The organism is Flavobacterium proteolyticum (genome assembly GCF_015223105.1).
Lineage (GTDB): Bacteria > Bacteroidota > Bacteroidia > Flavobacteriales > Flavobacteriaceae > Flavobacterium > Flavobacterium proteolyticum.
Genome location: NZ_JADFTZ010000001.1, coordinates 648,732 through 675,357 on the forward strand (window position 1 = coordinate 648,732; position 26,626 = coordinate 675,357).

The 26,626-nt window shown below is 32.5% G+C and carries 27 protein-coding genes; 14 read left to right on the plus strand and 13 right to left on the minus strand.

The features are described from left to right. Nucleotides 1–31 precede the first annotated feature (31 nt). The 8 genes from atpB to IM755_RS02880 all read right to left on the minus strand — a co-directional run bounded on the left by atpB (nt 32) and on the right by IM755_RS02880 (nt 7,027). Nucleotides 32–1,174, minus strand: coding sequence for a F0F1 ATP synthase subunit A (gene atpB, locus IM755_RS02845; RefSeq protein WP_194093529.1), 1,143 nt, complete (start codon nt 1,172–1,174; stop codon nt 32–34). 117 nt (nt 1,175–1,291) lie between these two features. Continuing rightward, nucleotides 1,292–1,669 (minus strand): hypothetical protein, encoded by a 378-nt coding sequence (locus IM755_RS02850; protein WP_194093530.1) that lies wholly within the window; start codon nt 1,667–1,669, stop codon nt 1,292–1,294. 2 nt (nt 1,670–1,671) lie between these two features. Continuing rightward, complete coding sequence (locus tag IM755_RS02855) at nt 1,672–1,893, minus strand: AtpZ/AtpI family protein (protein WP_194093531.1); 222 nt, start codon at nt 1,891–1,893, stop codon at nt 1,672–1,674. Then, the gene (locus IM755_RS02860) at nt 1,893–2,252 is read right to left on the minus strand and encodes a bactofilin family protein (RefSeq protein ID WP_133608836.1); all 360 of its coding nucleotides are present in this window, start codon (nt 2,250–2,252) and stop codon (nt 1,893–1,895) included. Before IM755_RS02860 ends, IM755_RS02855 begins: the two co-directional genes overlap by 1 nt. A gap of 20 nt (nt 2,253–2,272) precedes the next feature. Next, the gene (porW, locus tag IM755_RS02865; RefSeq protein ID WP_194093532.1) at nt 2,273–4,897 is read right to left on the minus strand and encodes a type IX secretion system periplasmic lipoprotein PorW/SprE; all 2,625 of its coding nucleotides are present in this window, start codon (nt 4,895–4,897) and stop codon (nt 2,273–2,275) included. 108 nt (nt 4,898–5,005) lie between these two features. Next, nucleotides 5,006–5,671, minus strand: a complete 666-nt coding sequence (locus IM755_RS02870; RefSeq protein WP_026725490.1) for an aspartate kinase — start codon at nt 5,669–5,671, stop codon at nt 5,006–5,008. A 62-nt stretch (nt 5,672–5,733) separates the two neighbouring features. Then, a complete protein-coding gene (locus tag IM755_RS02875; protein WP_194093533.1) occupies nt 5,734–6,093 on the minus strand; it encodes a YraN family protein in 360 nt (119 codons plus the stop codon). A gap of 37 nt (nt 6,094–6,130) precedes the next feature. Next, nucleotides 6,131–7,027 carry a S66 peptidase family protein gene (locus IM755_RS02880; protein ID WP_228063881.1) on the minus strand — a complete coding sequence of 299 codons (897 nt, stop codon included), beginning with the start codon at nt 7,025–7,027 and terminating at the stop codon, nt 6,131–6,133. A 241-nt stretch (nt 7,028–7,268) separates the two neighbouring features. On the opposite strand from IM755_RS02880, the gene IM755_RS02885 reads away from it, so the two are divergent. From IM755_RS02885 to IM755_RS02905, 5 genes are all read left to right on the plus strand, one after another. Beyond that, nucleotides 7,269–7,646 (plus strand): GxxExxY protein, encoded by a 378-nt coding sequence (locus IM755_RS02885; RefSeq protein ID WP_194093535.1) that lies wholly within the window; start codon nt 7,269–7,271, stop codon nt 7,644–7,646. An 89-nt stretch (nt 7,647–7,735) separates the two neighbouring features. Next, a complete protein-coding gene (gene metG / locus IM755_RS02890) occupies nt 7,736–9,793 on the plus strand; it encodes a methionine--tRNA ligase (protein WP_194093536.1) in 2,058 nt (685 codons plus the stop codon). 13 nt (nt 9,794–9,806) lie between these two features. Further along, nucleotides 9,807–10,493, plus strand: coding sequence for an HAD family hydrolase (locus IM755_RS02895; RefSeq protein ID WP_194093537.1), 687 nt, complete (start codon nt 9,807–9,809; stop codon nt 10,491–10,493). Then, nucleotides 10,490–11,113: a chloramphenicol acetyltransferase gene (locus tag IM755_RS02900; protein ID WP_194093538.1), complete on the plus strand. Its 624-nt coding sequence runs from the start codon at nt 10,490–10,492 to the stop codon at nt 11,111–11,113. Before IM755_RS02895 ends, IM755_RS02900 begins: the two co-directional genes overlap by 4 nt. After that, nucleotides 11,114–12,016 carry a histone deacetylase family protein gene (locus IM755_RS02905; protein WP_194093539.1) on the plus strand — a complete coding sequence of 301 codons (903 nt, stop codon included), beginning with the start codon at nt 11,114–11,116 and terminating at the stop codon, nt 12,014–12,016. Nucleotides 12,017–12,050: 34 nt separating this feature from the next. Here the strand turns inward: IM755_RS02905 and IM755_RS02910 are convergent, their stop codons facing one another. The 3 genes from IM755_RS02910 to IM755_RS02920 form a co-directional block, all read right to left on the minus strand. Next, nucleotides 12,051–12,488: an HRDC domain-containing protein gene (locus tag IM755_RS02910; RefSeq protein ID WP_194093540.1), complete on the minus strand. Its 438-nt coding sequence runs from the start codon at nt 12,486–12,488 to the stop codon at nt 12,051–12,053. Nucleotides 12,489–12,495: 7 nt separating this feature from the next. Further along, on the minus strand, nt 12,496–12,819 hold the full coding sequence (locus IM755_RS02915; protein WP_111566398.1) for a single-stranded DNA-binding protein: 324 nt from the start codon (nt 12,817–12,819) through the stop codon (nt 12,496–12,498). 118 nt (nt 12,820–12,937) lie between these two features. Continuing rightward, a complete protein-coding gene (locus IM755_RS02920) occupies nt 12,938–13,258 on the minus strand; it encodes a single-stranded DNA-binding protein (protein ID WP_194093541.1) in 321 nt (106 codons plus the stop codon). Between the two features lie 360 nt (nt 13,259–13,618). Between IM755_RS02920 and IM755_RS02925 the strand changes: the two genes are divergently transcribed. From IM755_RS02925 to IM755_RS02950, 6 genes are all read left to right on the plus strand, one after another. After that, on the plus strand, nt 13,619–14,116 hold the full coding sequence (locus tag IM755_RS02925) for a DUF6265 family protein (RefSeq protein ID WP_228063882.1): 498 nt from the start codon (nt 13,619–13,621) through the stop codon (nt 14,114–14,116). Nucleotides 14,117–14,185: 69 nt separating this feature from the next. Continuing rightward, on the plus strand, nt 14,186–15,283 hold the full coding sequence (locus IM755_RS02930) for a hypothetical protein (RefSeq protein ID WP_194093542.1): 1,098 nt from the start codon (nt 14,186–14,188) through the stop codon (nt 15,281–15,283). Next, a complete protein-coding gene (locus IM755_RS02935; RefSeq protein WP_133608856.1) occupies nt 15,276–15,626 on the plus strand; it encodes a hypothetical protein in 351 nt (116 codons plus the stop codon). The genes IM755_RS02930 and IM755_RS02935 overlap by 8 nt, the downstream gene beginning before the upstream one ends. Before the next feature lie 8 nt (nt 15,627–15,634). Next, the gene (locus tag IM755_RS02940) at nt 15,635–16,057 is read left to right on the plus strand and encodes a hypothetical protein (protein WP_194093543.1); all 423 of its coding nucleotides are present in this window, start codon (nt 15,635–15,637) and stop codon (nt 16,055–16,057) included. Beyond that, nucleotides 16,048–16,878: an SDR family oxidoreductase gene (locus tag IM755_RS02945; RefSeq protein ID WP_194093544.1), complete on the plus strand. Its 831-nt coding sequence runs from the start codon at nt 16,048–16,050 to the stop codon at nt 16,876–16,878. The genes IM755_RS02940 and IM755_RS02945 overlap by 10 nt, the downstream gene beginning before the upstream one ends. 2 nt (nt 16,879–16,880) lie before the next feature. Further along, on the plus strand, nt 16,881–17,804 hold the full coding sequence (locus tag IM755_RS02950; RefSeq protein ID WP_194093545.1) for a DMT family transporter: 924 nt from the start codon (nt 16,881–16,883) through the stop codon (nt 17,802–17,804). Nucleotides 17,805–17,849: 45 nt separating this feature from the next. Here IM755_RS02950 and IM755_RS02955 read toward each other — a convergent pair whose 3' ends face one another. Continuing rightward, complete coding sequence (locus IM755_RS02955; RefSeq protein WP_194093546.1) at nt 17,850–19,919, minus strand: M13 family metallopeptidase; 2,070 nt, start codon at nt 19,917–19,919, stop codon at nt 17,850–17,852. A gap of 2 nt (nt 19,920–19,921) precedes the next feature. Continuing rightward, a complete protein-coding gene (locus tag IM755_RS02960) occupies nt 19,922–23,332 on the minus strand; it encodes a T9SS type A sorting domain-containing protein (RefSeq protein WP_194093547.1) in 3,411 nt (1,136 codons plus the stop codon). A 131-nt stretch (nt 23,333–23,463) separates the two neighbouring features. Between IM755_RS02960 and IM755_RS02965 the strand changes: the two genes are divergently transcribed. From IM755_RS02965 to feoB, 3 genes are all read left to right on the plus strand, one after another. Beyond that, nucleotides 23,464–24,159 carry an SCO family protein gene (locus IM755_RS02965; RefSeq protein ID WP_194093548.1) on the plus strand — a complete coding sequence of 232 codons (696 nt, stop codon included), beginning with the start codon at nt 23,464–23,466 and terminating at the stop codon, nt 24,157–24,159. A gap of 97 nt (nt 24,160–24,256) precedes the next feature. After that, nucleotides 24,257–24,484: a FeoA family protein gene (locus tag IM755_RS02970; RefSeq protein ID WP_194093549.1), complete on the plus strand. Its 228-nt coding sequence runs from the start codon at nt 24,257–24,259 to the stop codon at nt 24,482–24,484. 5 nt (nt 24,485–24,489) lie between these two features. Then, nucleotides 24,490–26,592, plus strand: a complete 2,103-nt coding sequence (gene feoB, locus IM755_RS02975; RefSeq protein WP_194093550.1) for a ferrous iron transport protein B — start codon at nt 24,490–24,492, stop codon at nt 26,590–26,592. Nucleotides 26,593–26,626: the final 34 nt, after the last annotated feature.

Below are 26,626 nucleotides of genomic sequence, written 5' to 3' on the forward strand. Positions count from 1 at the left end.
TTGATTTATAAAATTAAACAATACTCAAATTTTAATGATGATCATCGTGATGATGATCTTGAACTGCCATACCAATAAATAATGACGACAACATTGTAAAGATAAAAGCTTGTAGGAATGCTACTAAAACTTCGATAATTGAAATGAACAATGTTAATCCTAATGATATAGGTAAGTCAGCTGCTAAATTTTTTCCAACAAAAATCATTGCAATTAAACTCATGATTACAACGTGACCTGCTGTAATGTTTGCGAACAAACGAATTAATAATGCGAATGGTTTTGTTAATGTTCCCAAAATTTCAATTGGCATTAAGATAATCTTCATTGGAACCGGAACACCTGGCATCCAAAAAATGTGCATCCAATAATCTTTATTAGCACTAAATTGTGTAATAAAGTAAGTGAATAACGCCAAACAAATAGTTACTGCAATATTACCTGTAACGTTGATTCCTAGTGGAGTCATTCCAAGTAAGTTTAATAACCAAATTAAGAAAAACACAGTTAACAAATAACCCATGAATTTTCTATATTTTTTCTCTCCGATATTTGGGATAGCAATTTCGTCTCTGATGAATAAAATAAGTGGCTCTAACACTCTTCCGAAACCTGTTGGGATTGGTCCTTTTTTGTATGATTTAGCCAAACCAACAAACATGAACAATAACAATGCAGAAGTAAACAACATTGAAAACACGTTTTTCGTAATTGAAAAATCTAATGGTTTTGCATTTGTTGGATGATGATGCTCGTCATAATTAATAGTTCCAGCAGCATCTGTTTTATAAATTTTTCCGTGGTATAATTTGTAGAAATTTCCATCAACTTCAGCTACAGTTTCTCCGTGGTGAAATTTAGAAGATGAAAATACTTTTAAACCATTATCAATTAAAATAACTGGTAATGAAAACCCATAATGTTTACCTTCTTTTTCATCTGAGAAAAAAGTAAAATCGTGAGAATCTTGTAAGTGATGTTGAATGTACGCATCTACTTTAGCTTTCTTGTCCTGAGGTTCAGCAGTTTCTCCATGATTAGCATCAGCAGCAACATGAACTTCATGAGCTTCTTTTTTTACTGTATCATTAGAAACATTAGCAAAACTAAATAAAGGCAATATCGCGATTGCGATTGCTGCTATTACATGAAGTGGTTTTCTTGAAATCACCATATTGATTATATTCTAAAATTTTGGTCCTAAAAATTTTTGCAAAAGTACAACTTTAATTAATATTCCAAGTTTCAAAAATATTTTTTTTTGAATATTTAATGATTTTTTTGCCTCAAATTACTTTTTGTTTAGCAATCTTATTGTAAAATAGACATCTAGACTTAAAAAAAACAGAAAAGTGATAAAAAAATTAAATTTGTTTGTTTCAAGCGTTGTCTTGTTTTGAAATAAATATTCGGTAGCAAAAAAATAACTAATTCCTACTTTCAAGGTAGACAACCCTAAAAAAGCAAAACCTAATTGTTCTTTAGCTGTTTCATAAATTTTAATCATTGCTAACAAAATAACCAATGTCATTATAATTTGTAAAGCATATGACATTAAAAAAGGCGTTGTGTCAATCTTATTTAAAAAAGTAACTATTCCAAAATGAATTAGAAAAAAAACAATCGAAATTAATAACACTTGAACAGTTACGGGTAATTTTTTTAACATCTTTACTTATTATTATTTAATTGATTTACTTGTTTGATTACATTATATAGCGCAACAAAAACTCCAAGAAGCGTAATTCCTTTTAGAAAATAACCTTCAGGATTTGGATATTTTTCATCGAGCCAACCACCAAGATACGAAAAGCCAAAAATAATCAATCCCATTTGAAATGGGATATTAATTAGTGCTAACCACTTATTGGATTGTTTCTTATTAGAATCCATTATTTGTTCTGGGTTCTCATTTCGCAACTAGCTTCAAATCGAGCTCCTGGTTCTACGGCTAATTTACCTACGATTACTTCTCCTGTTATATGTGCTTTCGATTTTACATTTAACATCCCTTCTGCTTGCAATTTTCCAGAAAAAACACCTTCGATATCGATACTTTTACATATGATATCACCGATAACTTCTCCCGTAGGACCAATTACAATTTTTCCTTCGGAAGTAAAATTTCCTTTTAATTTTCCGTCTAAACGAAAATCCGCTAAAGTAGTGATGTCACCAGTTATAGTAGTTCCGTCTACAATTCTATTGGTTTTGCCTAATAAATGATCTTGATTCTTTACTTTTTCAAACATATTAATAGGGATTTGGGTTCTTATTTATTTAACAAAATCCATTCTTGCAACTTCTTCTTCATTTGTACAATCTTGTAATCTTCAGTTGAAATAATATAAACTTTGTCGGTTAGTTTGTAATTTTTATGCAATTGTAATACTGATAAAACCGATATCGCAGCATCTTTATTGTCAAAACCATGAATGACGATAAAATTATCGGTTAAGGTGTAAATATCTTCAGATGATTTTAACGCTACTGCATTGGTGTCTTTAATATACTTCGCTATTTTATCTGTTAGATTTTTAACTTCTTTTCCGTAAGGATACGTTTTAGGGAAGATGATTTTATAGCTTGTTGGTTGAGCTAATCCAAAATCAAGTGCTTCAATTAATGGCACTTCCATTTGCACCATTTTTTCAGCTTGTTTTCCTTCTTCTGTATTTGGATACGTTAAAGCTACGAAGTTTAATGCTTTTTTATATTCTTCAACACCTTTTAATCGTCCAGTTATTTTTGCTTTTAGCATTTCAAATTTCGGAAGCGATTCTTCTCCTGCAAATTTAAAAATTGCTTCATCGACCTCTACAAAAACTTCTCTTAATTGATTGCTTTCAAACTTCTTATACAAAGCATTAAAAACCAATTCTGGATTGTCATTATCGGTAATTTCAACTTCTGGATTGTTCAAAATTTGCGCATAACGGCTATCTGGATATTGCGACAAGATTTGTTGCTTGATATTTGCCGCTTTTGAAGGCGAAATTTGCTGATAAATTTTGTATAAATTGTACATCGCCGGAAGCACCAAACGTTCTTCTGGTTTATTTTTTAATAATTGCTCTAAACGAGAAGCCGCTAATTCGTATTCTTTGAATTTTTCCTTATAAATCAATCCCAATTGATAGTAAGCCAAATTTCTATCTTTTGCCAAACTATCTAATAGCTTAGAATCTGTTGGAATTTGATTTAAATAAAAATCACTTGTATATTTCGGATTTTCAACTACTGCTACTGAATCCTTATCGGTTTTATCTTTATCAACATTTTCTGCATCAGCATCAGCATTAACTCCTTTTTCAGAAGACCATCTCCAATTATCTTTTAATGCCCTTTTTCCCCATTTGTTTTGGAAATCTTTCTTGCCAAATTCAACTGCTACAGGATTATAAAAATAAAAACTAGAATTGTCTGTTCCCATACCCGGTGGCAAAAAAGAAGGATTATTTGGACTTTGCACTTGAATATCCTTACTTTTTGTGTTTGGATTTACCAATCCTAATCCATTAGAATTGTTATTATTGGCCTGCAAATTAGCTTCTTTTTGAGCTTTTTCAGCTTCTATTTTAGCCTTTCTATCGTCTTCAGCTTTTAATTTTACGATGTAATCCTCATAATATGCTTTTCTCTCAGAATCAGACATAGCAACAACATACAAAATACTGTCATTTTTTTGAGCTATAGTTTCGTATTTGATTACATCTTCTAAATTGTCTCGTTTCTTTTTTATCTTTCTGTATTCTCTTGTACGCTCGTTCAAATTTATAAGTGTACTATCATAATATTTTCCTGCCGATTTGTAATCTGCTTCTCTAAAGTAAATCTCACCTAAATTTCTATAATTAGACGCTACTAAATATTTATCATTAGAAACTGATTTAATTGATTTATTATAATACTTTTTGGCCGATTTATTCTTAGTATTTTTATCATAAAAAACACCAACTTGATGATTCAAAACATCCAAATAAGGACGGTTTTCTCTATCTTCAATTAACTTATTAAATTTTTCTAAAAAAGCTAACGTATCTCCTTTAGTGTAATCAAATTGTTGAGCTTGTTTGGCATGAGCCTGAATTACATAACGACGCGGTGCTTTTCGATTCATTTGAATTACTTCTTCAAAAGCAGCATATGCACTATCATTATATTGCATTTGCTCGTAAAGTTGCCCTAAAATAAAGGTATATCTTGCTTTTTCTTCGTTATTTTTTGTTGCTTCTTTAGCCACTTTTAAAGCCGCAATAGCCGTGTCTTTAACTTGAATGTTCATGTAAGCTTGTGCCAACATTGCATTTGCATCTGCTAAATCCTGACCTTGAATTTTTTGATCTTTTAAAAGTCGTTTTAAATTTTTGATGGCTACATCTTCGTTATCTAAACGAATGTTTACTTTTTCGCGCCATACTTTAGCATGGTAAATTCGATCACTAAGTGGATATTTATACAGAATGTAATTTAGTGACTCTAAAGAAGGTATAAAACGATTTTCATAATAACGGGATTTAGCCAACAGAAGATAAGCTTCATCCATTTGCGGATTTTTTTCAGTTCCGGCGATATTCATAGCATGTTTTTGAATAGCCTTTACCGCTTTTTCTTCAGCACGCTCAAAATTTTTATTTTTTGTTTGTCCTGGTAAAATAGCTTCTTCAGCATCAGATGTTCGCTCAACAGGAAGCACTTCCCAAAAGTTATCTTTATAGGTTTGCTTAAGCTCTTCAAGTCCTTTTTCTAAAGCAATATTACCATTATACAAAACGTTATATTTTGTAGTGACAGCATGAAAATTACGATTAACAAACTTATCTTTTTTAACAGAACAAGCTATTAAAAAAAACAAAAAACCTACGACAAGAGAGTATTTAATTATAGTGCTTTTCAATGTAAAAACGTTTTTGTACTTTAACTACTAAAATCACTTTTTAGTATGTATAGAATGGTAAAAATACGTTTCTTTTTTTGATGTGAAAAAAAAATAGAAGACTTTTTATTAATCGAAGACATTTTTAAGGTCTTTAATAACCTTAAACGCTACATCAATTTGGTCGTCACTAACAATAATGGTAAATTCATTTGTAGTTGAAATTACCTCGTGAATGATAATTCCTTCCCAAGCCAATCTTTGAAAAATATAATAGTAAACACCAGGAGTTGAAATATTTTCTTGTGGCAATTTTACAGTTATAGAAGATAAATTTTCGATTTTGTGCGTTAACTTCTCGTTTTTAAAAATAGCCTCCACCATTGGTTCAATTGATGTGCTTGTTACAATATTGGTTTCATTAACACCGCGAGAAGAAGTATAAAAAATATCTTGTTGCTTGTTAATTTCCGAAATCAACTTAGCTTGATTGTCTAAAAGTGAATCCGAACTAATAAAAGTAAAATCGGTAAGCGAAGAACGAACCGTGATCTCACCTATATTTTTTAAAACCTTTGAAATTTTGTAATTGATTTTGAAATCTAACTCTTCAGAAAGTCTTTTTAATGACATTACAACGGCACCTTGTTTCACATCTTTTCCTAAATGCGCTTCCAATTCTGGCATCATAATACGAGCCAAAGAAGTCAAATTGATAATGCCTTGCGAAAGTGAACTCAATAAAAAAGGCTTCGATTTAATATATTGTTCTACTACTGAAGATATTGTTTTCATGCTTTTAGTTGTTTGTTTGGCGCAAAGATAAAAACAAAAAACAAATTGTTATAAATTTAACATTAAAAATAATAAAACGCTTCTTCAATATGTTCTATAACAAAATCAGAGTTTTCTTTATGAATAGCCACGATATCAAATCGAACTTCAACATCTAAATCGTTTTGAGTAACATACTCATTTATAGCTTTTACCAACAATTGAATTTTCTTAGGTTTTACAAAATCTTGAGGCAGACCAAATTCAATACTCGAACGCGTTTTTACTTCAACAACTGCTAGTATTCCATTTTTTTGAGCAATAATATCTATTTCGGCTTTATCAAAAACCCAATTCGTTTCCAAGATTTCGTAGCCGTTTTTTTCTAAGAAATCAACTGCTAATTCTTCTCCAAATTTTCCTAATTCGTTGTGTTCCGCCATCTTTTCAAGTATTCAGTGTTCAGACTTTAGTGTTCAGTTATTTGAAAGATAAAATCACTTCTTTGTCATTCACTTCAAAATCTACTTGTTTTCCAAGAATTAAAGTTCGGTTGTCTTTTTGGTGTCCTGCTGGAAATTCAAACACGATTGGAATATTGTATTCTTTTGCAATTGCAGTAATAATTTGCACTTCATTTTGCCCGAAAGGAATTTCGTTATCGTGCATGTCGGCCATACTTCCTACAATAATTCCTTTTACATTTTCGAAATATTCATTGCGTTTTAAGTTGTACATCATTCTGTCGATATGATACAAATATTCATCCAAATCTTCAATAAAAAGAATTTTTCCTTTCGTATCAATCGATGATTTCGAACCCAATAAACTATATAAAATAGAGATATTTCCACCAACTAATTCGCCCGAAGCTTTTCCTTTTACATCATACGATTTTGATGAAATAGAATATGAAATTGATTCTCCAAAAATTGCTTTTCGCAAAGTTTCTTTCACTTCTTCCGGAGCTTTTGGAACTGTAAATGGCATTATAGAATGTAATGTAGCAACTCTTTCCACATTTAATTGACTGTGCAAAACGGTAACATCAGAAAAACCCATTATCCATTTTGGATGCTTTTTGAATTTAGTAAAATCTAACGAATCGATAATTCGAACGGTTCCATAACCACCACGAGCGCACCAAATGGCTTTAACATTGTCGTCATCCATCATTTCCTGAAAATCGGCAATTCTTTCGGCATCAGTTCCACCCAATTGGCAACTATCTAAACCTATGGTTTTGCCTAATTTGGCTTTCAATCCCCAAGATTCTAATAGTTCAATAGCGGGTTTTGCGTCATCTGGAAAAAATTTACGAGCGGTACAAACAATAGCAACTGTGTCGCCTTTTTTAAGATAAGGTGGAATTTTCATTTTCTTTTGCGAATGAGAAAAGTTTGAAATTAAAATAAGTATCAAAATAAATCTATACATCGTCAGATTTTATTAACTCAAAAGTAAACAAAATCCAATTAAAATTCGGGATTTCGTCACTAATCGATTATTTTTGTTTCAGTTTTTACTAAAATAATCTTTGCTCTCTTAAATTAACACTTAGTTTGTTCAAAATTTAACGCAAAGTTTAGAAGTTTTTCGCAAAGTTAAAAAAGGAAAAATGACAGAAAATGAAATCTCAAATAGAGTTATTGGAATTGCCATTGAAGTTCATAATGCATTAGGACCTGGCTTACTTGAAAATACATATAAAGAATGTCTTTATTATAAACTTGTACAAGCAGGATTTAAAGTTGAAAAAGAAAAATCAATTCCAATGATTTTCGAAGAAGTAAAACTAGATTGCGGTTACAGAATCGATTTACTTGTAGAGGATAAACTCGTTTTAGAATTAAAAAGTGTTGAAGAACTTTCCGAACTTCATTTTGCTCAAACTCTAACTTATTTACGGCTTGGTAACTTCAAATTAGGCTTACTTTTAAACTTTAATTCCGTTCTTTTAAAAGAAGGTATCAGACGAGTTGTGAATAAATTATAATTTTCACGACATTTGCACTTTTAAAACTTAAATTTCTTTGCAAAGCTTTGCGAAAAACTTAGCGTCTTTGCGTTAAAATAAAATAAATTATGTTAGAAAATCCGAAAAGATATACGATTACAGCGGCTTTACCTTATACAAATGGACCTATTCACATTGGACATTTAGCAGGTGTTTATGTTCCTTCTGATATTTATGCAAGATATTTGCGTTTGCAAGGAAAAGATGTGGCTTTCATTTGTGGAAGCGACGAGCACGGTGTAGCGATTTCAATGAAAGCTAAAAAAGAAGGAATTACGCCTCAACAAGTAATTGATAAATATGACGGAATTATTCGCAAATCGTTTTTAGATTTCGGAATTTCTTTTGATAATTATTCGAGAACTTCTTCAGAGATTCATCATAAAACAGCTTCAGAATTTTTTAAAAAATTATACGATAACGGAGATTTCATTGAAGAAACTACCGAACAATTATATGATGCAAAAGCTGACCAATTCTTAGCAGATCGTTTTGTAACTGGAACTTGTCCAAAGTGCGACAATCCGGAAGCTTATGGTGATCAATGTGAAAAATGTGGTTCGACTTTAAATGCAACCGATTTAATTAATCCAAAATCGACAATTACTGGCGAAACTCCGATTTTAAAATCAACAAAACACTGGTTTTTACCTTTAAATCGTTACGAATCATTCCTAAAAGAATGGGTTTTAGAAGGTCACAAAAACGATTGGAAACCAAATGTTTACGGACAAGTAAAGTCATGGGTTGATGGTGGTTTAGAACCAAGAGCGGTAACGCGTGATTTAGATTGGGGAATTGATGTTCCAGTTGAAGGCGCAGAAGGAAAAAAATTATATGTTTGGTTTGATGCGCCAATTGGTTATATTTCATCTACCAAAGAATGGGCAGCTCGCGAAGGAAAAGACTGGGAACCGTATTGGAAAGATGCCGATACAAAATTGGTTCACTTCATTGGAAAAGACAATATCGTTTTCCATTGCATCATTTTCCCAGCGATGTTAAAAGCGGAAGGAAGTTATATTTTACCTGATAATGTTCCAGCAAATGAATTTTTAAATTTAGAAGGAAACAAATTATCGACTTCTAAAAACTGGGCGGTTTGGCTACACGAATATTTGCAAGATTTCCCACAAAAACAAGATTCGTTACGTTATGCGTTAACCGCAAATGCTCCAGAAACCAAAGACAATGACTTCACTTGGAAAGATTTTCAAGCAAGAAATAATAACGAATTAGCTGCGATTTTTGGAAATTTCATCAATCGTGTTGTGGTGTTAACTAATAAATATTACAATGGAATTGTTCCAGCTCCAAACGAATTTTCGGAAGTTGACGAACAAACATTAGCCGAATTAAAAGCGTATCCAGCCGTAATTTCAAGTTCAATTGAGCGTTACAGATTTAGAGAAGCATTAGGCGAATTAATGAACGTAGCTCGTTTAGGAAATAAATATTTAGCGGATGAAGAACCTTGGAAAATGGTAAAAGAAAATCCTGCAAGAGTACAAACGCAAATGTATGTGGCGTTGCAGATTGCTTCTGCATTAGCAGTTTTATCGGAACCATTTTTACCTTTTACAGCTAAAAAATTATCGAATATTTTGAAAATCGATGCATTAGGTTGGAACGATGTAACTACTAAAACTGATTTGTTACCAGCTGGACATCAAATCGGTCAAGCCGAAATTTTGTTTGCCCAAATTGAAGATGCTGAAATTCAAAAACAATTAGACAAATTAGAAGCAACTAAAACCGCAAATAAAGTGGAAAATGCAAAAGCGGAACCGCAAAAAGATATCATTACCTTCGAAGATTTTGCCAAAGTAGATTTACGAATTGGAACCATCATCGAAGCTGAAAAAATGCCAAAAGCTAATAAATTGTTAGTATTAAAAGTAGATACTGGAATTGATGTTAGAACCATCGTTTCTGGAATTGCTGAGCATTTTACACCTGAAGAAGTCATTGGAAAACGCGTAACCGTTTTAGTAAACTTGGCACCAAGAGCTTTACGTGGAGTAGAAAGCGAAGGCATGTTGTTATTAACGAATAATGCAGAAGGTAAATTAGTTTTCGTAAATCCAGATGCAGAAGGCGTGATTAATGGCGCGATGATTTCTTAATTAAATAACAACAATGACTCCAAAAATAATTGCTTTCGACGCAGATGACACTTTATGGCACAACGAACCTTATTTCGATGAAGCGCAAGAACGCTTTTGTGTTTTGTTTCAAGATTATGCTTCGAGTCAGGAAATTTTGGGATTGATTTTGAATCATCAGGTGAAGAATTTGCCTTTGTATGGTTTCGGAATTAAAGCGTTTACCTTGTCAATGATTGAAACTGCTTTGCAATTGACCAATCATCAAATATCCGGAAAAGGAATTGAGCAAATTTTAGCTATTGGAAAAGATTTATTGCAAAAACCGGTCGAATTATTACCAAACGTAGAATCCGTTTTGGAACAATTAAAAGGAAAATACAAATTGGTTGTAGCTACAAAAGGCGATTTAAAAGACCAACATCGTAAGTTACACGATTCTGGAATTGGTGCTTACTTTCATCATATTGAAGTAATGAGTGATAAAGCCGAATTAGATTACGAAAAAATGTTAGGTCGTTTAGATTGTAAAGCTGAAGATTTTCTGATGATTGGAAACTCGTTAAAATCGGATGTTTTACCAGTTTTAAACATTGGCGGACATGCGATACACATTCCGTATCACACCACTTGGGAATATGAGAAAATTGACTTTGAAATCAAACACGATAATTTCAAATCGTTCACCAATATTACTGAGATTTTACCCTTATTGAAATGAAACAAAAAATAGACATATCTTCTTGGAATCGAAAAGAACATTTTGAATTTTTCAATACTTTCGAAGAGCCCTTTTTTGGTGTTACAACATCAATCGATATGACTATTGCTTACGAAAAGGCGAAAGCCCAGCAAATTCCGTTTTTTGTTTACTATTTACACAAAACGATTGCTGCAATAAACCAATTAGAAAATTTCAGATACCGAATTGAAGAAAATGAAGTAGTACTTTATGACGAAATTGACGCTTCATCTACCATTATGCGTGAAGATAAAACGTTTGGTTTTTCGTTTATGAAGTTTCATGAAGACATTCATGATTTTAATAAAATAGTTCAAACAGAAATTGAGCGAATTCAAATAACACCAGGACTTTTTACCAGAGAATTTCCTAAAAATATTATTCATTTTTCTGCTGTTCCTTGGATTAATTTCACAGGATTAACTCACTCTAGAAAGTATACTTTAAAAGATAGTTGTCCAAAAGTTTCTTATGGAAAATTAATGACCGAAAATGGTAAAAAAACCATGGCAATGACCGTTTTAGCACATCATGGCCTAGTTGATGGTTACCACATGGGATTGTTTGTAGATGCTTTACAAAACTTACTGAATTCGTAAATGTTTCCTATTGCATTTCATCCTATTTATAAACATCCGTTACCTGAAGGTCATCGTTTCCCGATGTTGAAATACGAATTATTACCACAACAATTACTACACGAAGGTATTGCTTTAAAAACCGATTTCTTTGAACCTGAAATTATTCCGATTGAAACTGTTTTAAGAGTTCACACTAAAGAATATGTTTCCGATTTATTAGATTTAACTTTAGATGCAAGAGCTGCGAGAAAAATTGGTTTTCCGCTTTCTAAAGAACTTGTAGAACGAGAATTGCGAATTGCCCAAGGAACCATTTTAGGTTCCGAAAAAGCGTTTGAAACCAAAGTAGCATTTAACATCGCTGGCGGAACGCATCATGCTTATTCAGATCACGGGGAAGCTTTTTGTTTATTGAATGACCAAGCCATTGCTGCTCAATATTTGTTAGATAAAAAACTAGCAAAAAAAATCTTAATCATCGATTTAGATGTGCATCAAGGAAATGGAACAGCTGAGATTTTTCAAAAAAACGATAACGTCTTTACCTTTTCTGTACATGGTAAATCAAATTATCCGTTCAAAAAAGAAACTTCTGATTTGGATATTGCTTTTGAAGACAATACTTCTGATGAGGATTTTTTGAAAACCATTTCCGAAATTATTCCTAAATTAATAGCACAACAAAAACCCGATTTCATTTTCTATTTGGCCGGAGTTGATATTTTAGCTTCCGATAAACTAGGAAAATTAGGTTGCTCTATCGATGGTTGTAAAAAAAGAGACGAAATTGTTTTCCAAAATTGCGAACGTTACCAAATCCCAGTTCAAGTAAGTATGGGCGGCGGATATTCTCCAGAAATCAAAACGATTATTGAAGCACACGCGAATACGTATCGAGTAGCGAAAGACATTTTGTTTTAAATAAAAACCACCAACTTTCGCTGGCGGTCTTTTCTCAAACGGCATTTAAAATTGCTAAAATATCTTCTCCGAATCGCTCCGATTTTTGTTTTCCGAAACCTTTGATTTGTTGTAATTCATCTAAGTTACTTGGCTTATACATGGCTAAATCGATTAATTCTGAATTGTGACAAATCATATACTTTTTCAGTTTCAAAGCTTCCGATTTTTCGTTTCTCCATTGATTCAAATACCCATAAACTTGTTTGTCTTTTGGATTCAAATCTTCGTAAGATTTTCGTTCTAGTCGTTCAGGCTTTTCTTGTTCTTCTGATTCATAATGAACAATTACCGACCAATGGGCTTCTTCACTTTCAACAAATTGCGTACTCGATTTTTTAAACGTTACCAAATTCAAAAAAGCATTCAATTGTTGTTGGTCGTACTCCAAAAATGCGTTATCCAAACGGATGGAAAATACTCTAACTTGCATAACATCCTTATTTACCGATTAACAAAATTTCGTTCGCAATTACTTCTGTAACATAGCGTTTGTTTCCGTCTTTGTCGTCGTAACTTCTGTGAGTTAACTTCCCTTCAATACCGATTTCTTTTCCTTTGGTTACAAATCTTTCGATAATGTCGGCTGTTTTGCCCCACGCTGTTACTCGATGCCATTGTGTTTGTTCAACTTTGTCACCGTTTTCACGATAATATACTTCGTTTGTAGCGATGCTGATGTTTGCTAATTTTTTTCCTCCTTCTAGGTTTTTGATTTCTGGTTCTTGACCAACGTGTCCGATTAATTGTACTGAGTTTTTCATGGCGTATAAATATTAAATGTTTGTGTTATTTGATTTTTTGGAACACAGATTTAAAAATTGAAATAATCTTAAAAATCTATGTGTTGAAATTTGAGATTGAACTTGCTCTTGAGCTTGATTACTTGCTTAATAAAACCAATTCATTAGCAACCACTTCTGTAATGTAACGTTTGTTTCCGTCTTTATCATCATAGCTTCTGTGGGTTAATTTGCCTTCGATGGTAACGTGACTTCCTTTGGTTAATAACTTTTCAATAATGTCCACTGTTTTCCCCCAAGCGGAAACACGGTGCCATTCGGTTTGTTCTACTTTTTCACCTTTGGCGTTGGTGTAATTTTCATTCGTAGCGATTGTGAAGTTAGCTACTCTTCCAGATTCTAAGTTTTTGATTTCTGGTTCTTGACCTACATGTCCGATTAATTGTACTCTGTTTTTCATAAGGCTTATATATTTATTTATTAAGGTTTTATGTAATTCGCATTTCGTTTAGTTTTTGCCTAAGGAAAATGCTCATTTCATGGCGTGTAAAAATTTAAATGTTTATAATTATTAATATTGATTCTTTTTTGGAACACAGATTTAAGAAATTGGTATAATTTAAAAAATCTAAAGTTTTGAAATTTGAACTTGCTCTTGTTTTTGAACTTGAACGCGTTGTTTCATTTCGACAGTGCAAAGATGGGACAAGAAAAAAACGTTATTCGGTATTTAGCTATTTAATATCGGTTGTAAATATTTGTAAACGTTTGTAAATGGAAATTATTTTTGTATATTCGCTTTAATTATAAGACTTTACAGATGAAAAAATCACTCTTCCAAAAAAGTATTTATTTTTTACTTTTTATTTGTTCGTTTACTGCTTTTGCACAAAACACCTTAAATTATAATGATGAAAAAGGTTCGCCAAAAGCTACTTTACAAGATGTAAAATGGATTGTAGGCAATTGGACAGGCGAAGCTTTAGGCGGCATTTGTCAAGAAACTTGGAGTGAACCGATTGGAAATTCGATGATGTTCAGCTTCAAATTAGTGGTTGATGGGAAAGTTGCTTTTTATGAATTGGGACACATTATTGAAAAAGAGAAAACCCTTTTATTACAACTAAAACACTTCGATGGCGAATTAAAAGGCTGGGAAAAAGCGGAAGTAAGCGAGAATTTTAGATTGGTAAAAATTACCCCAACCCATGTGTATTTCGACAAATTTACGTTTGAAAAAATTTCAGATAATGAAATTAATCTTTACGTGGTTTTTGAAGATAGTGGTAAAGAAATGAAGTTTAATTTTAAGAAGTAAAACTTGAAAAAAATCATCTTAATACTAATTCTAATCCATTCACTATTTTCATTCAGTCAAAATGAAAAAATGAATCAAATTTATGTGGATTGGGAAAACCCAAAAAACTTTGAGAAATTTAATTTAAAAAAAGTAACCGTTTTTTCGAAAGATGTCAAAAATAATGGAAAAATTAAAAGAGACAGTTTACTTTTAAAGCAATATGAATATAACAAAGAGAAATCTACAATAAAAGGAACAAATCACAATTGGCTTTTTATTAATCATGGAGGTGGAAGCCATAGACAATATTATAATTTTGAAAACGACTATTCAAAAGATAATTTTATTACCAAAAGATTAACTTTTTATTTATCAAAAGAAAAAAGAGAAAAGGATAAAATAAATCACAATTCAACAATAGAAGAATTTGAATATGATTCATTTGGAAATATTATTAAAAACATTTTTTACAATAAACGTGAAGAAATCTATATATTAAAAAAAGATACAATTGATTTGTTCATTTCAATAAATAATCCAAAAATAATTCAATTCGAATACGATTTAAAAAACAGAAAAACGAAAAAATACATTTCAATTGATAGTACAACGTATTATTCAAAATTCGATATGAAATCTGATTTTAAAATTTCCAAAAGTTGTTCTCATTGTGAAGAAAAATATTTACAACAAGAATGGAAATATGATGATGATAAACTTCTGGAATGGACAACATATACTTATAAAAGCGAAAAACATACCAAAAGAAATTATTTTTACGATGAAAATAAAAATCTAGTAAAACAAATTGACTCTTCTGGCTGGTATTTGATTAATAGAAAACCCTACTTAGAATCTACAACTGAAATAGTATATAATCAAGAAGGAAAAATTGTTACCTCAATTGATAATTTGAATAAACTGTTGCCAAAACATTACAATAAAACAATTCAATATTTTGACAAAAACAATTTATTGATTAAGGAAGAAAAACATTCTGAAAATCAAATAGACACTCATGAATACTTTTATGAAAATTCAATTTTAAAAAATGAAACTTCTAAATATGATGAAGATGCTGTAATTAGGTTTGAATATTCATATAATGAAAAAGGGCTTTTAAAAGAGATAAAACATTACATCGGTGAAAAATTAGTAAATATTGAACGACATTATTATGAGTAAAACCTGTTTAGAATGTGGCGATAAAATTATTGGTCGTGAGGACAAAAAGTTTTGTTCGGATGGCTGCCGCAATGCATACAACAATAAAATGAACAAAGATCAGAACAATCTGATGCGCAACATTAATAACAAATTGCGTAAAAATTATCGCATTTTGTGTGAACTCAACCCAGAAGAAAAAGGAAAAACCACCAAAACAAAATTACTAAGTAAAGGTTTCGATTTTGAATTTTTCACGAGCATGTTACAAACGAAAACCGGCAACACCTATTTCTTTTTGTATGACCAAGGTTATCGTGCTTTGGAAGACGATTTTTATATGTTGGTGAAGAAAGATAGTTAAGAGAATAGATGAAAAACAATAAAATATACTTTGCATTTGTCACACTTTTAATCATTGCTTTTTTTGTTATAAATGAGCATAACAAAAGACAACGAAAGGAAGAAATTGAAAATTATAAAGAAACCACTATTGCTTTTACTCTTGAAATTAAAAATTATGAAGATTCCTCGGAATTAAAATTTTACTTTTATTCAAATGGAAAATTATTCATTGGCAAACAACATTCAAGTGACTATTTCGATAAAAGCATTTTGAATAGATATTATGTGGTTAAACACGATACTCAAAATCCAAGAAAAAATTACATCTATTTAAACGAAGAAATCCAACCAGATTCAATCGCTTTAACTAAAGCTGGCTTTAAATATGTTATTTATTACGATTACGATATTCCAACAAATACCTACATAAAAAAACACAAATGGGAATAAAAATCTCCATACTCGGCTGCGGTTGGCTCGGTTTACCATTAGCCAAATCATTGCTTTCAAAAGGTTACAAAGTAAAAGGTTCTACGACTTCGGAAAGCAAATTAGAAGTGTTGAAAAATGCTGGGATTTCGCCTTTCCAAATTCAATTGGAAGCACATCAAATCATTGGAAATATAGAAGATTTTCTGAAAGAAACCGATGTTTTAGTGATTGATATTCCACTTGGATTAAGAAGAGAAACTTCGACTTCGAACGAAATGACATTTGTAAATAAAATAAAAACGTTGATTCCGTTTATCGAAAAATCAGGGATTCAAAAAGTTATTTTTGTGAGTTCGACTTCGGTTTATGGTGATAGTTTTCCTATTGTTGAAATTACGGAAGAAACAAAACCCAATCCCGATACCGAAAGTGGCAAACAATTAGTAATTTCCGAAACCCTTTTGCAATCAAATCCGAATTTTAAAACTACAGTAATTCGTTTTGGTGGTTTGCTTGGCGATGATCGTCATCCTATAAAATTTTTGGCAGGAAGAACCAATGTTGAAAATCCAGACGCTCCAGTAAATATGATTCAAAGGGAAGATTGTATTGGAATTATTGAAAAGATACTGAAACAAGTTCAGCATGACAATTGGGGAGAAACCTTTAACGCTGTCGCACCTCAGCACCCAACACGCAAATCATATTATCACAAAAAAGCTGAAATATTAAATTTGCCATTGCCTACCTTTGCGGAAGATTCGGAATCGAAAGGTAAAATTATTTCTAGTGAAAAAGTGGAAACCATTTTAGGTTATTCGTTCCAAAAAGAAATTTAGTAATGGCGTATTTTAGCGTATTTCACAATTACATCCAACAAAAGAAAAATGCAATTGGTTTACCCATTTTAGCATTAATTTGGATTAGCTTTTTCTGGGGAACCACTTGGATTGCTTCCAAAGAAGGTGTCAAACACATGCCTCCGATGCAATTGGTTGCGCTACGTCAACTTTTTGGTGGATTGTTGTATCTACTTTATTTCTTAATCAAAAAACATCCTTGGCCAAACAAACGACAATGGCGCACAATTCTCGTTTTGAGTGTTTTAAACTTCATGCTGAGTAACGGTTTGAGTACTTGGGGCGTGAAATATATTTCTAGTGGTTTGGGTGCGATTATTGGTTCTATTTTTCCACTTTGGATTGTAATCATCAGTTTGTTTCGCGGACAAAAAACATCTTGGAAAGCCGTTGTAGGTTTAATTGTTGCTTTTGGTGGAATTTGTGTTATTTTCTACGATTACCTTAACGATTTCTTAGAACCTGAATTCCGATTTGGAATTTTACTTTCGGTAATTGCTACGTTTACTTGGGCATTATCTTCGATTTATATCAAAGAAAACAAGACGAATTTCAATCCGTATTTTAGTTTGGGATTACAAATGTTGATTTCGAGCGTTGTGATTTCGAGTGTAATTGGATTTAATGGCACTTCGGTTCCATTGAGTGAAATTCCAGAAATTTCTTGGTGGTCGATTGGGTATTTAGTCGTTTTTGGTTCTGTGTTAACGTTTATTGCGTTTATTTATGCTCTAGAAAATTTACCAACAGAAATCAGTAGTTTGTATGCGTACATAAATCCAATGGTGGCATTGTTTTTTGGTTATTTGTTGTTTAATGAACCTTTGACAACAGCTATTATTATTGGTGGAACGATAACCATTATTGGACTTTATTTAGTGAATCGAGCAATTAAAAAGAAATAAAAAATCCCACCTAAAAGATGGGATTTGATTTTATTTTGAATTTGATTACCAAATTTTCACGCGTTTTTCAAAAGGCAAATACATACCGTTGTGTGGTAAAATATTGAAGGCTTTATAGAACGCTTCCACATTTTGTAACGGCACATAAGCACGATACATTCCTGGTGAATGTGAATCAGTTTTAACTTGATTTTTGATGGCTTCATCACGCATTTTACTTCTCCAAATGGTTGCCCAAGAAATAAAGAAACGTTGTTCAGCTGTAAATCCGTCGATTAAATCAGGCTTTCCGTTTGCTTTCAAATAGATTTGTAATCCGTCGTAGGCGGCGTTAACTCCACCTAAATCTCCAATGTTTTCACCTAAAGTGAATTTTCCATCCACAAAAATTCCTGGTAAAGGTTCTAAAGCGGAATATTGATCTGCTAAAGCGCTTCCTAATGTTGTGAATTGTTTTAAATCTTCATCACTCCACCAGTTTACTAAGTTTCCATCCGCGTTATATCTTGAACCTGAATCGTCAAATCCGTGTGAAATTTCGTGACCAATTACGGCTCCAATTCCTCCATAATTAACTGCTTCATCCGCTCTATAATCATAAAATGGTGGTTGTAAAATCGCAGCTGGGAATACAATCTCGTTATTTGTTGGGCTGAAATACGCATTTACCGTCTGAGGCGACATTCCCCATTCTTCTTTATCAACAGGTTTCCCCATTTTTTCGATGTTTTTCTTGTGACTCCATCTCGCGTACATTTTTGAATTTTCAAAATACGTTCCGCCTTGTTCTGGAGATTTTACTTCAAGAGCTGAATAATCTTTCCATTTGTCAGGATATCCGATTTTCACTCGGAATTTATTCAATTTGATTTTTGCATTTTCCTTAGTAGCTTTAGTCATCCAAGGTAAATTATCAATTCGGTTATTGAAAGCTTGCATTACGTTTGCAATCATATCTTGCGCTTTTGCTTTAGCTTCTGGCGGGAATTTTTTAGCTACGTAAAGTTTTCCTAATGCTTCACCTAATCTTCCGTTAACCGTTGCTAAAGCTCTTTCTTCAGCTGGACGTTGTTTTACAGCTCCTGTTAAGGTTTTTCCGTAGAAATCAAAATTCGCATTTTCGATATCCGTTGATAACAAACCTGCCGAACCTCTTAAAGCGGTCCAACGCATGTAGGCTTTCCAATCTTCAACTTGGTTATCTTTTAAAATGATTTCAACCGTTTGTAAATATTTTGGTTGCGAAACTACTAAAGAATCTACTTTTCCAATGCCAACACTTTGGAAATACGTATCCCATTTTACTGTTGGCGCTAATTTTTGTAAATCAGCAAAACTCATTGGATTGTAGGTTTTTCTTCTATCTCTACGCTCTACTCTATCTAAAGTTGCGGTTGACATTTTAGTTTCTAATGCTAAAATTTTCTTTGCATTCGCATTGGCAACTGTTTCAGATTCTCCGATAAATTGCAACATTCTGGTTACGTGAGCCACGTATTTTTCACGCTTTTCTTTGTTGTCTGGCGCATCCGAAACATAATAGTCTCTGTCAGGCAAACCAAGACTTCCTGTTCCTACATAAATTACGTTTTTGTTGCTGTTTTTAGCATCAGCACCTATGTAACTTCCGAAAAAACCTAATCCCATTTCTGGTTCCAATTCGGCTAATAAAGCAACTAATTGATCTGCATTCTGAACACTATTAATTTTAGCTAAATAAGGTTTTAACGGGTCGATTCCTGCTTTATTTCTACTTACTGTATCTAAAACCGTTTTGTATAAGCTAATTGCTTTTGCTTGGTCTGAATTTGGATCGATCGTTTTGTCTTTAATAGCTTCTTTCAAGATGGCCATTACATCGTCATCGGTGTTTTTACGAAGTTCGTCAAAACTTCCCCAACGCGTTCTGTCGGCCGGAATTTCGGTTTTATCTAACCAAGTTCCGTTTACATAACGATTAAAATCATCTGCTGGATTTACGGATTTATCCATATAGCCAACGTTGATTCCAATAGACTCTTTTTTAGATGCCACCTCTTGTGACGATTTACAAGAAGACAAAGCGATTGATAAAAAAAGGAACCCTAAACCTCCTTTTAGAATGTGTTTATTCATAGTTATTCTTTAATAATTCTTTTAACTGTTGATTGATTGTTTGCTGAAATTTTCACAAAATAAATTCCTTGTGCAACGGCTGATAAATCTAATGAAACTTCCGCATTTGAAATTGCAAAATCTTTTTTAGACCAAACGATTTTTCCTGTTACATCGTAAACATCAATTGCTGATGGTTCAATAGTACCTAATGCAATGTTGAATATTCCTTTTGATGGATTTGGATATAACACAATATTTTGTAATTCAAAGTTTTGATTAGAAAGTGTTCCATTGATTACAAAATCATCAATGTTAACTCCTAATTGATTTGCCGATTCATCAGAATGGAATACAATTCTAAAAATTACATTTGTTTCAGAATTAAGAGCGTTTAATGGATAAGTATAAGTTGTTAACGTAGTGTTTGTTCCCGTCCATTGTGCTCCAGGGCAGTTGTAACAGTCACTTCCTGTTGTAGCTTGGGTTCTATTACTATTATACCATCCTGCACCCATAGTTCCTAAAACTGTCCAACTTGCTCCAAAATTAGTTGAGTATTGAACATAAACTACATCCCAATTTTGCTCTAAATCAAACTTCATTGCAAAACTAATTTGTGGATTAATTACATTGGATAAGTTATAGCATTGAGAAACTAAATAGGATTTAGTGGCATCTGGATAGTTACCTGTTAAATTTGTTGTGTAAACGGTATTACCTGATGTAGTCATTGTTCCTGTTCTAGTTCCTCTAACCCATAATGAACCCGTACCTCCTTCATTATATGAAATTAAGGCATCTGTAGTATTTGTAAATGGGTTTACTACGCCAACAACTCCTCCGTCATTAACATAAAACGTTGTACTTCCTGAATTGTTATCAGAATAAGCATCACTAGTAGTTGTTGCAGTAACATTTAAAACGTGTGTACCTCTTGTTAATGTAGCTGACGGTAAATTAATTACTGCAGAGGCAGCAGAAGCTAAAGCATTATTCCAAACATAATTATAAGGAGTTCCATCGATTGTATAATTAACTGTTACAGAAGAAATAGAAGTTGTTCCGTTATTTTTTACTTCAACTTGTGGGGCAACACTACCACCACAATTGATATTGATTCCAGGATTTTGAATACTAACAAATTTTAAATCGATTGGTGGTACTTGAACTGGAATATCGGTTTGCCATATTCCTCTTCCGTATGTTGCAGCAATTAATTTTGCATCTTCTAAATTAATTTCCAAATCTCTTACTGATACATTAGGTAAGTTAGTATCAAAAGGAGACCATGAAGACATAGAATCATCTCTATAATAAACGCCTAAACTAGTTCCTACATATAACGGATTATCCGTATTTCTTCCTTGATGAACAATACATTCTTTACCAATTGAAGGAAGTCCTGTTGAAAAATCAGTAAAAGTAACTCCTCCATTTGTTGATTTCAAAACTTTACCCGAAGCACCTTCTGTAACTAAATAAACGATGTTGCTATCTGTAGAATGAACTTCGATAAAAGTTATATTTCCATTTACGGAATTGAACACATTTGTAAAATTCACTCCTCTATCAGTGCTCTTGTAAAGACCAACACCATTTGCAACATACATAACGTCATCATTTGATGGATCTACAGCAATTTCATCTAAATTGCCCGTTCCTAAAGGCGATACATTTTGTTGTACCCAAGCACTACCTACCAATTTGTATAAACCAGCAAACCCAGAAAACAATTCTCCTGAATTATTCGCTATTAAAGGAGTTACCCAGTTACCATTTACTCCTCCTGGAGAAGAGACTGATCCTGAATTAGAATTTCCTGCATTATTACTTATATAAAGACTATTACCATACTGAATAAATCCATAATACTGATTCTGATTTGTTGGGTTAATTGCTGTATCCATACCATCAGCACCATAATAGTTTTTCCATTGGCTTCCACTATAGGCATGACCTCCATTATCTTGTAAACCTCCAACCATGTTTGCAGATGATTGTTTAGCAACCGAAATCTTATAAAATTGGCTAATTTGGGCACCAGCAGTTAAATCTGTAAAATTAGTTCCATTGTTGCTTGAAACATATATTCCACCATCTGTTCCCGCAAATAATTTTGTTCCATGAAAACCTAAATAATGAATATCTGCATGAGTGTAAGAAGGACCTGTAGGATTACTCCAACTATTAATTTTGGTTAAGTTTGTTCCTCCATTGGTTGATTTCCAAACATTCAAACAACCCGTATAAATTTCTTCTGCGTTAGTGGAAGAGATCCCTAAAGCTAAATCATACCAAGCTTGTGATGGTGATGTTGTATTTTCAAAAATATTTGTTGTTGTATTTCTAGCAGTAAATGTCGTCCCTCCATCAGTTGATCTATAGATTCCTTGAAAATTGTAATTATCTGTACTTAATTTAGAACTCAATATGTAGATATATTCTGGATTTGCTGGAGTAACATCCATTACAAATCTTCCTGAAGTAGCTGGTAATCCAGTTGAAACTTGAGTAAAAGTAGTTCCAGTATCTGTAGAACGATAAAAGGCATTTGAAGTTACTGCGTACACTGTAGAAGGGTCTCCAGGTTTCAAACGAATATTTCCTTGAGAAAAACTACCTGTTTGCACTCGAGTCCATGAAGTTCCTGCATTTATAGTTTTGTATATTCCATTATTGGTAGCACACCAAAGTATTTGATTGTTTGTTGGATGGATTATAAGATCTCCAGCTCTTGATGGGTTTGAACCTCCCATAGTTCCGGTAGCATTCCAAGTTACACCACCATCTGTTGATTTATAAACCCCTACTGAATACGTATCTCCAGCATCTTTATCTCCAGTTGCTATATAAATGGTATTTGAGTTCGAATAATCAACTGCAATACCAGAAACTCCAATTTGAGGTAATTCATCTGTTAAAGGCGTCCAAGTGGTTCCGTTGTTAGTAGATTTCCAAATTCCACCTGCAGGCGAACCTAAATAAATTATATTAGGATTGGATGGATCAACATGCACAATATTTACACGTCCTTGCCCAGATGACCAGGAACCTGTATTTGTATGTGTAAATGGTCCAACAGGTTGCCAATTACTTGTAGGCAATGCTCTACTTGTATTGTTTCTGTTTGCCTTAACTTGATTTTTTTGTCTCCATGCATTCCAAAATTGCTCAGATGGAATTATATAACCTTCTTCATTGGTTAAATTTCTCCAATAATATTCCCAACGCATAAAAGGTTTATAACCAGAACCTTTTGCTTTTTTATCTCTGGTAGACCAATAAGTGTTAAAAGCCTCCACTATTTCATCAATAGTTGCTTCTCCATTTTTAGCTGTGTTTATGTTAGTCATCCATGGAGCAGAAGGATTGTATTGTGAAAATCCTAAAAAAGAACACAATAAACTAACAATCAAGTAATTTTTAATCATATTTTTAGTAGTTTTATGGTATGGTTTCACAAATATAACTAAGAAAATCAACATTTTATAATTTTAACAAATGTCTATTGGTGTTTTAACAAAACTCATTTGATTTATGATTAATTTTGCAAAAAAAATATATGCTTGATTTTCTAGCTCCTTACAAGAAATTTTTTATCATTTTTGGAATACTTTCTGTCATTATATATTTCGGGATTTATAACTTATTATCTCCAGAAAAAATGCTTCCCATTTATTCGCCAAGAGATATTAATCCAGTATTAGTAGATTCAACAGTGCAACACATCGGCAACGATCATAAAATTGCTGACTTTGCTTTTACGAATCAAAATGGGAAAATCATTACCCAAAAAGACTATGAAAATACCATTTATGTAGCCGATTTCTTTTTTACAACTTGCCCAACGATTTGCCCTAAAATGACCGACAATATGGTTTGGTTACAAAATCAATTGAAGAATAATCCAGAAGTAAAACTATTGTCATTCTCTGTTACGCCTGATATTGATACGCCTGATGTTTTAAAAAAATATGCTCAAGAAAAAGGTGTTGATGATTCGCGTTGGAATTTAGTTACTGGAAATAAAAAAGACATCTATTATTTAGCCCGAAAATCCTATTTAGCTGTAAAAACAGGTAAGCCAGAAGAATTATACGACATGGTGCATACCGAAAATTTTATTTTGGTAGATAAGAATAAACGCATTCGCGGATTTTACGATGGCACTAATCTAGACCAACCCACGAATGATACCAAAACAAAGAACATGAAACAACTTTTAGAAGATATTTTGTGGCTTTGTGAAAACCAATAAATTTATTTTTACAAATAATTTACTAAAGTTGACAATTATCAGTTTTAGTCCGATTATAATTTTTACTTTTGTATTTTAATTCAATCTAAATAAGAAAATGGAAATTTGTTCTTCTGAACTTAAAATTGGAGAAGTTGCCGAAATAACCTCCATCAATCTAGATGAAATCCCACTAAAGCTTTTAGAAATGGGGTGTTTGCCTGGAAATTCCATCACTTTAATTCAAATTGCACCTTTAGGTGATCCTTTGTATTTTAACGTAAATGATTCGCATGTAGCCATTCGATTAGAAACGGCTAAAGAAATCACAGTTACTAAAATGTAATTCTCATGAGTAAAAATCCTATCAAAGTTGCTTTAATTGGAAACCCAAATGTGGGCAAAACATCGGTTTTTAATGAATTAACAGGATTGAATCAACAAGTGGGAAATTACCCTGGAATTACCGTTGAAAAAAAACAAGGCGTTTGTAAATTAAACGAAACCATAAAGGCAAAAATCATCGATTTACCCGGAACTTACAGCTTAAATGCCAGTTCTATTGATGAAAATGTGGTGATTGAATTATTATTAAATAAAAATGATGAAGATTTTCCAGATGTTGCCGTTGTGGTGACCGAAGTGGAAAACTTAAAACGAAATTTACTCCTTTTTACCCAAATCAAAGATTTAGAAATTCCGACCATTTTAGTCATTAATATGGCGGATAGAATGAAATTGAAGGGAATTGAATTGGATATTCCGGTCTTAGAAAAAGAACTAAAAACAAAGATTGCTTTAATTAGTTCACGTAAAAAAATTGGTATTGATTATTTGAAAGATTTGATTCTGAATTATAATGCTCTTTCTACCGAACCTTGTTTGAATGCGTCTTCAATTGATCCAGAATATTTCAATAATTTAAGAAGAGCGTTTCCAAATCAATTACTGTACAAACTTTGGTTAGTGATTACGCAAGATGTGAATTTCTTGAATTTAGACCGAAACGAAATCAAAAGTTCATTTACCAAATCGCATTCCGATTTAAAAAAATTACAACAAAAAGAAACCATAAAACGCTATCAGTTTATCAATGACACCTTAAAATTGGGTCAAAAAATAGACGTCTCGAAAGCAACGGATATTCGTGCGAAAATTGACCGAATTCTGACACACAAAATTTTTGGTTATGTAATTTTCTTCGGAATTTTGATGCTAATTTTCCAATTTTTATTTGATTGGAGTAGCATTCCAATGGATTTCATTGATGAAACTTTTGCCAATTTGAGTTCGCTTGCCAAACAACATCTTCCTGCGGGAGAATTTACCAATTTAATCAGTGAAGGTTTGATACCAGGAATTGGTGGAATTGTTATTTTTATTCCTCAAATTGCCTTTTTATTCTTGTTTATTTCTGTGTTAGAAGAAAGCGGTTATATGAGTCGTGTGGTATTTTTGATGGATAAAATCATGCGAAAATTTGGGTTGTCTGGAAAAAGTATTGTGCCTTTAATTTCGGGAACGGCTTGTGCCATTCCGGCAATTATGAGTGCGCGAAATATCGAAAATTGGAAAGAACGATTAATCACGATTTTAGTCACGCCTTTCACCACTTGTTCAGCAAGATTACCGGTTTATGCGATATTAATTTCCTTAATTATTCCCGAAAAAAGAATCTTCGGATTTTTAAGTTTACAAGGTTTAACCTTAATGGCGTTGTATTTGCTAGGTTTTGGAATGGCGATTTTTTCGGCTTTCTTACTTAATAAGTATTTGAAATTAAGTTGCAAATCCTATTTTGTTGTGGAAATGCCAAGCTATAAAATTCCGATGTTTAAAAATGTTGGAATCAATGTGTTAGAAAAAACAAAAGCGTTTGTAACTGGTGCAGGGAAAATCATTTTGGCCTTATCCGTAATTTTATGGTATTTGGGTTCCCATGGTTTAAGTGATGATTTTAATAACGCAGAAAAAATTATTACCCAACAAAATCAAAACAAAACCATCTCAACCGAAGCATTTGAAGATCAAGTAAATTCTTTCAAATTAGAGAATTCATATATCGGTTATATGGGAAAAGCCATTGAACCCGTAATTCGACCTTTAGGTTACGATTGGAAAATTGGCGTTGCTGTAGTGAGTTCGTTTGCTGCTCGTGAAGTTTTCGTTGGAACTTTAGCCACTATTTATAGCGTAGGAAGTCATAGCGAAGAAGAAACAACCATTAAAAACCGAATGGCAGCCGAAGTTCATCCTGAAACCGGGAAAAGAGTATTCAATTTTGCAACTGGAATTTCATTATTGTTATTTTATGCTTTCGCCATGCAGTGTATTTCTACTTTAGCGATTGTGAAAAAAGAAACCAATTCGTGGAAATGGCCGATAATTCAGTTAGTTTTCATGAGTGGATTTGCTTACATAACTTCTCTAATTGCTTATCAATTCTTGAAATAAAAGGCATAATTTTTGATTGTCTTCAAAAAACAAA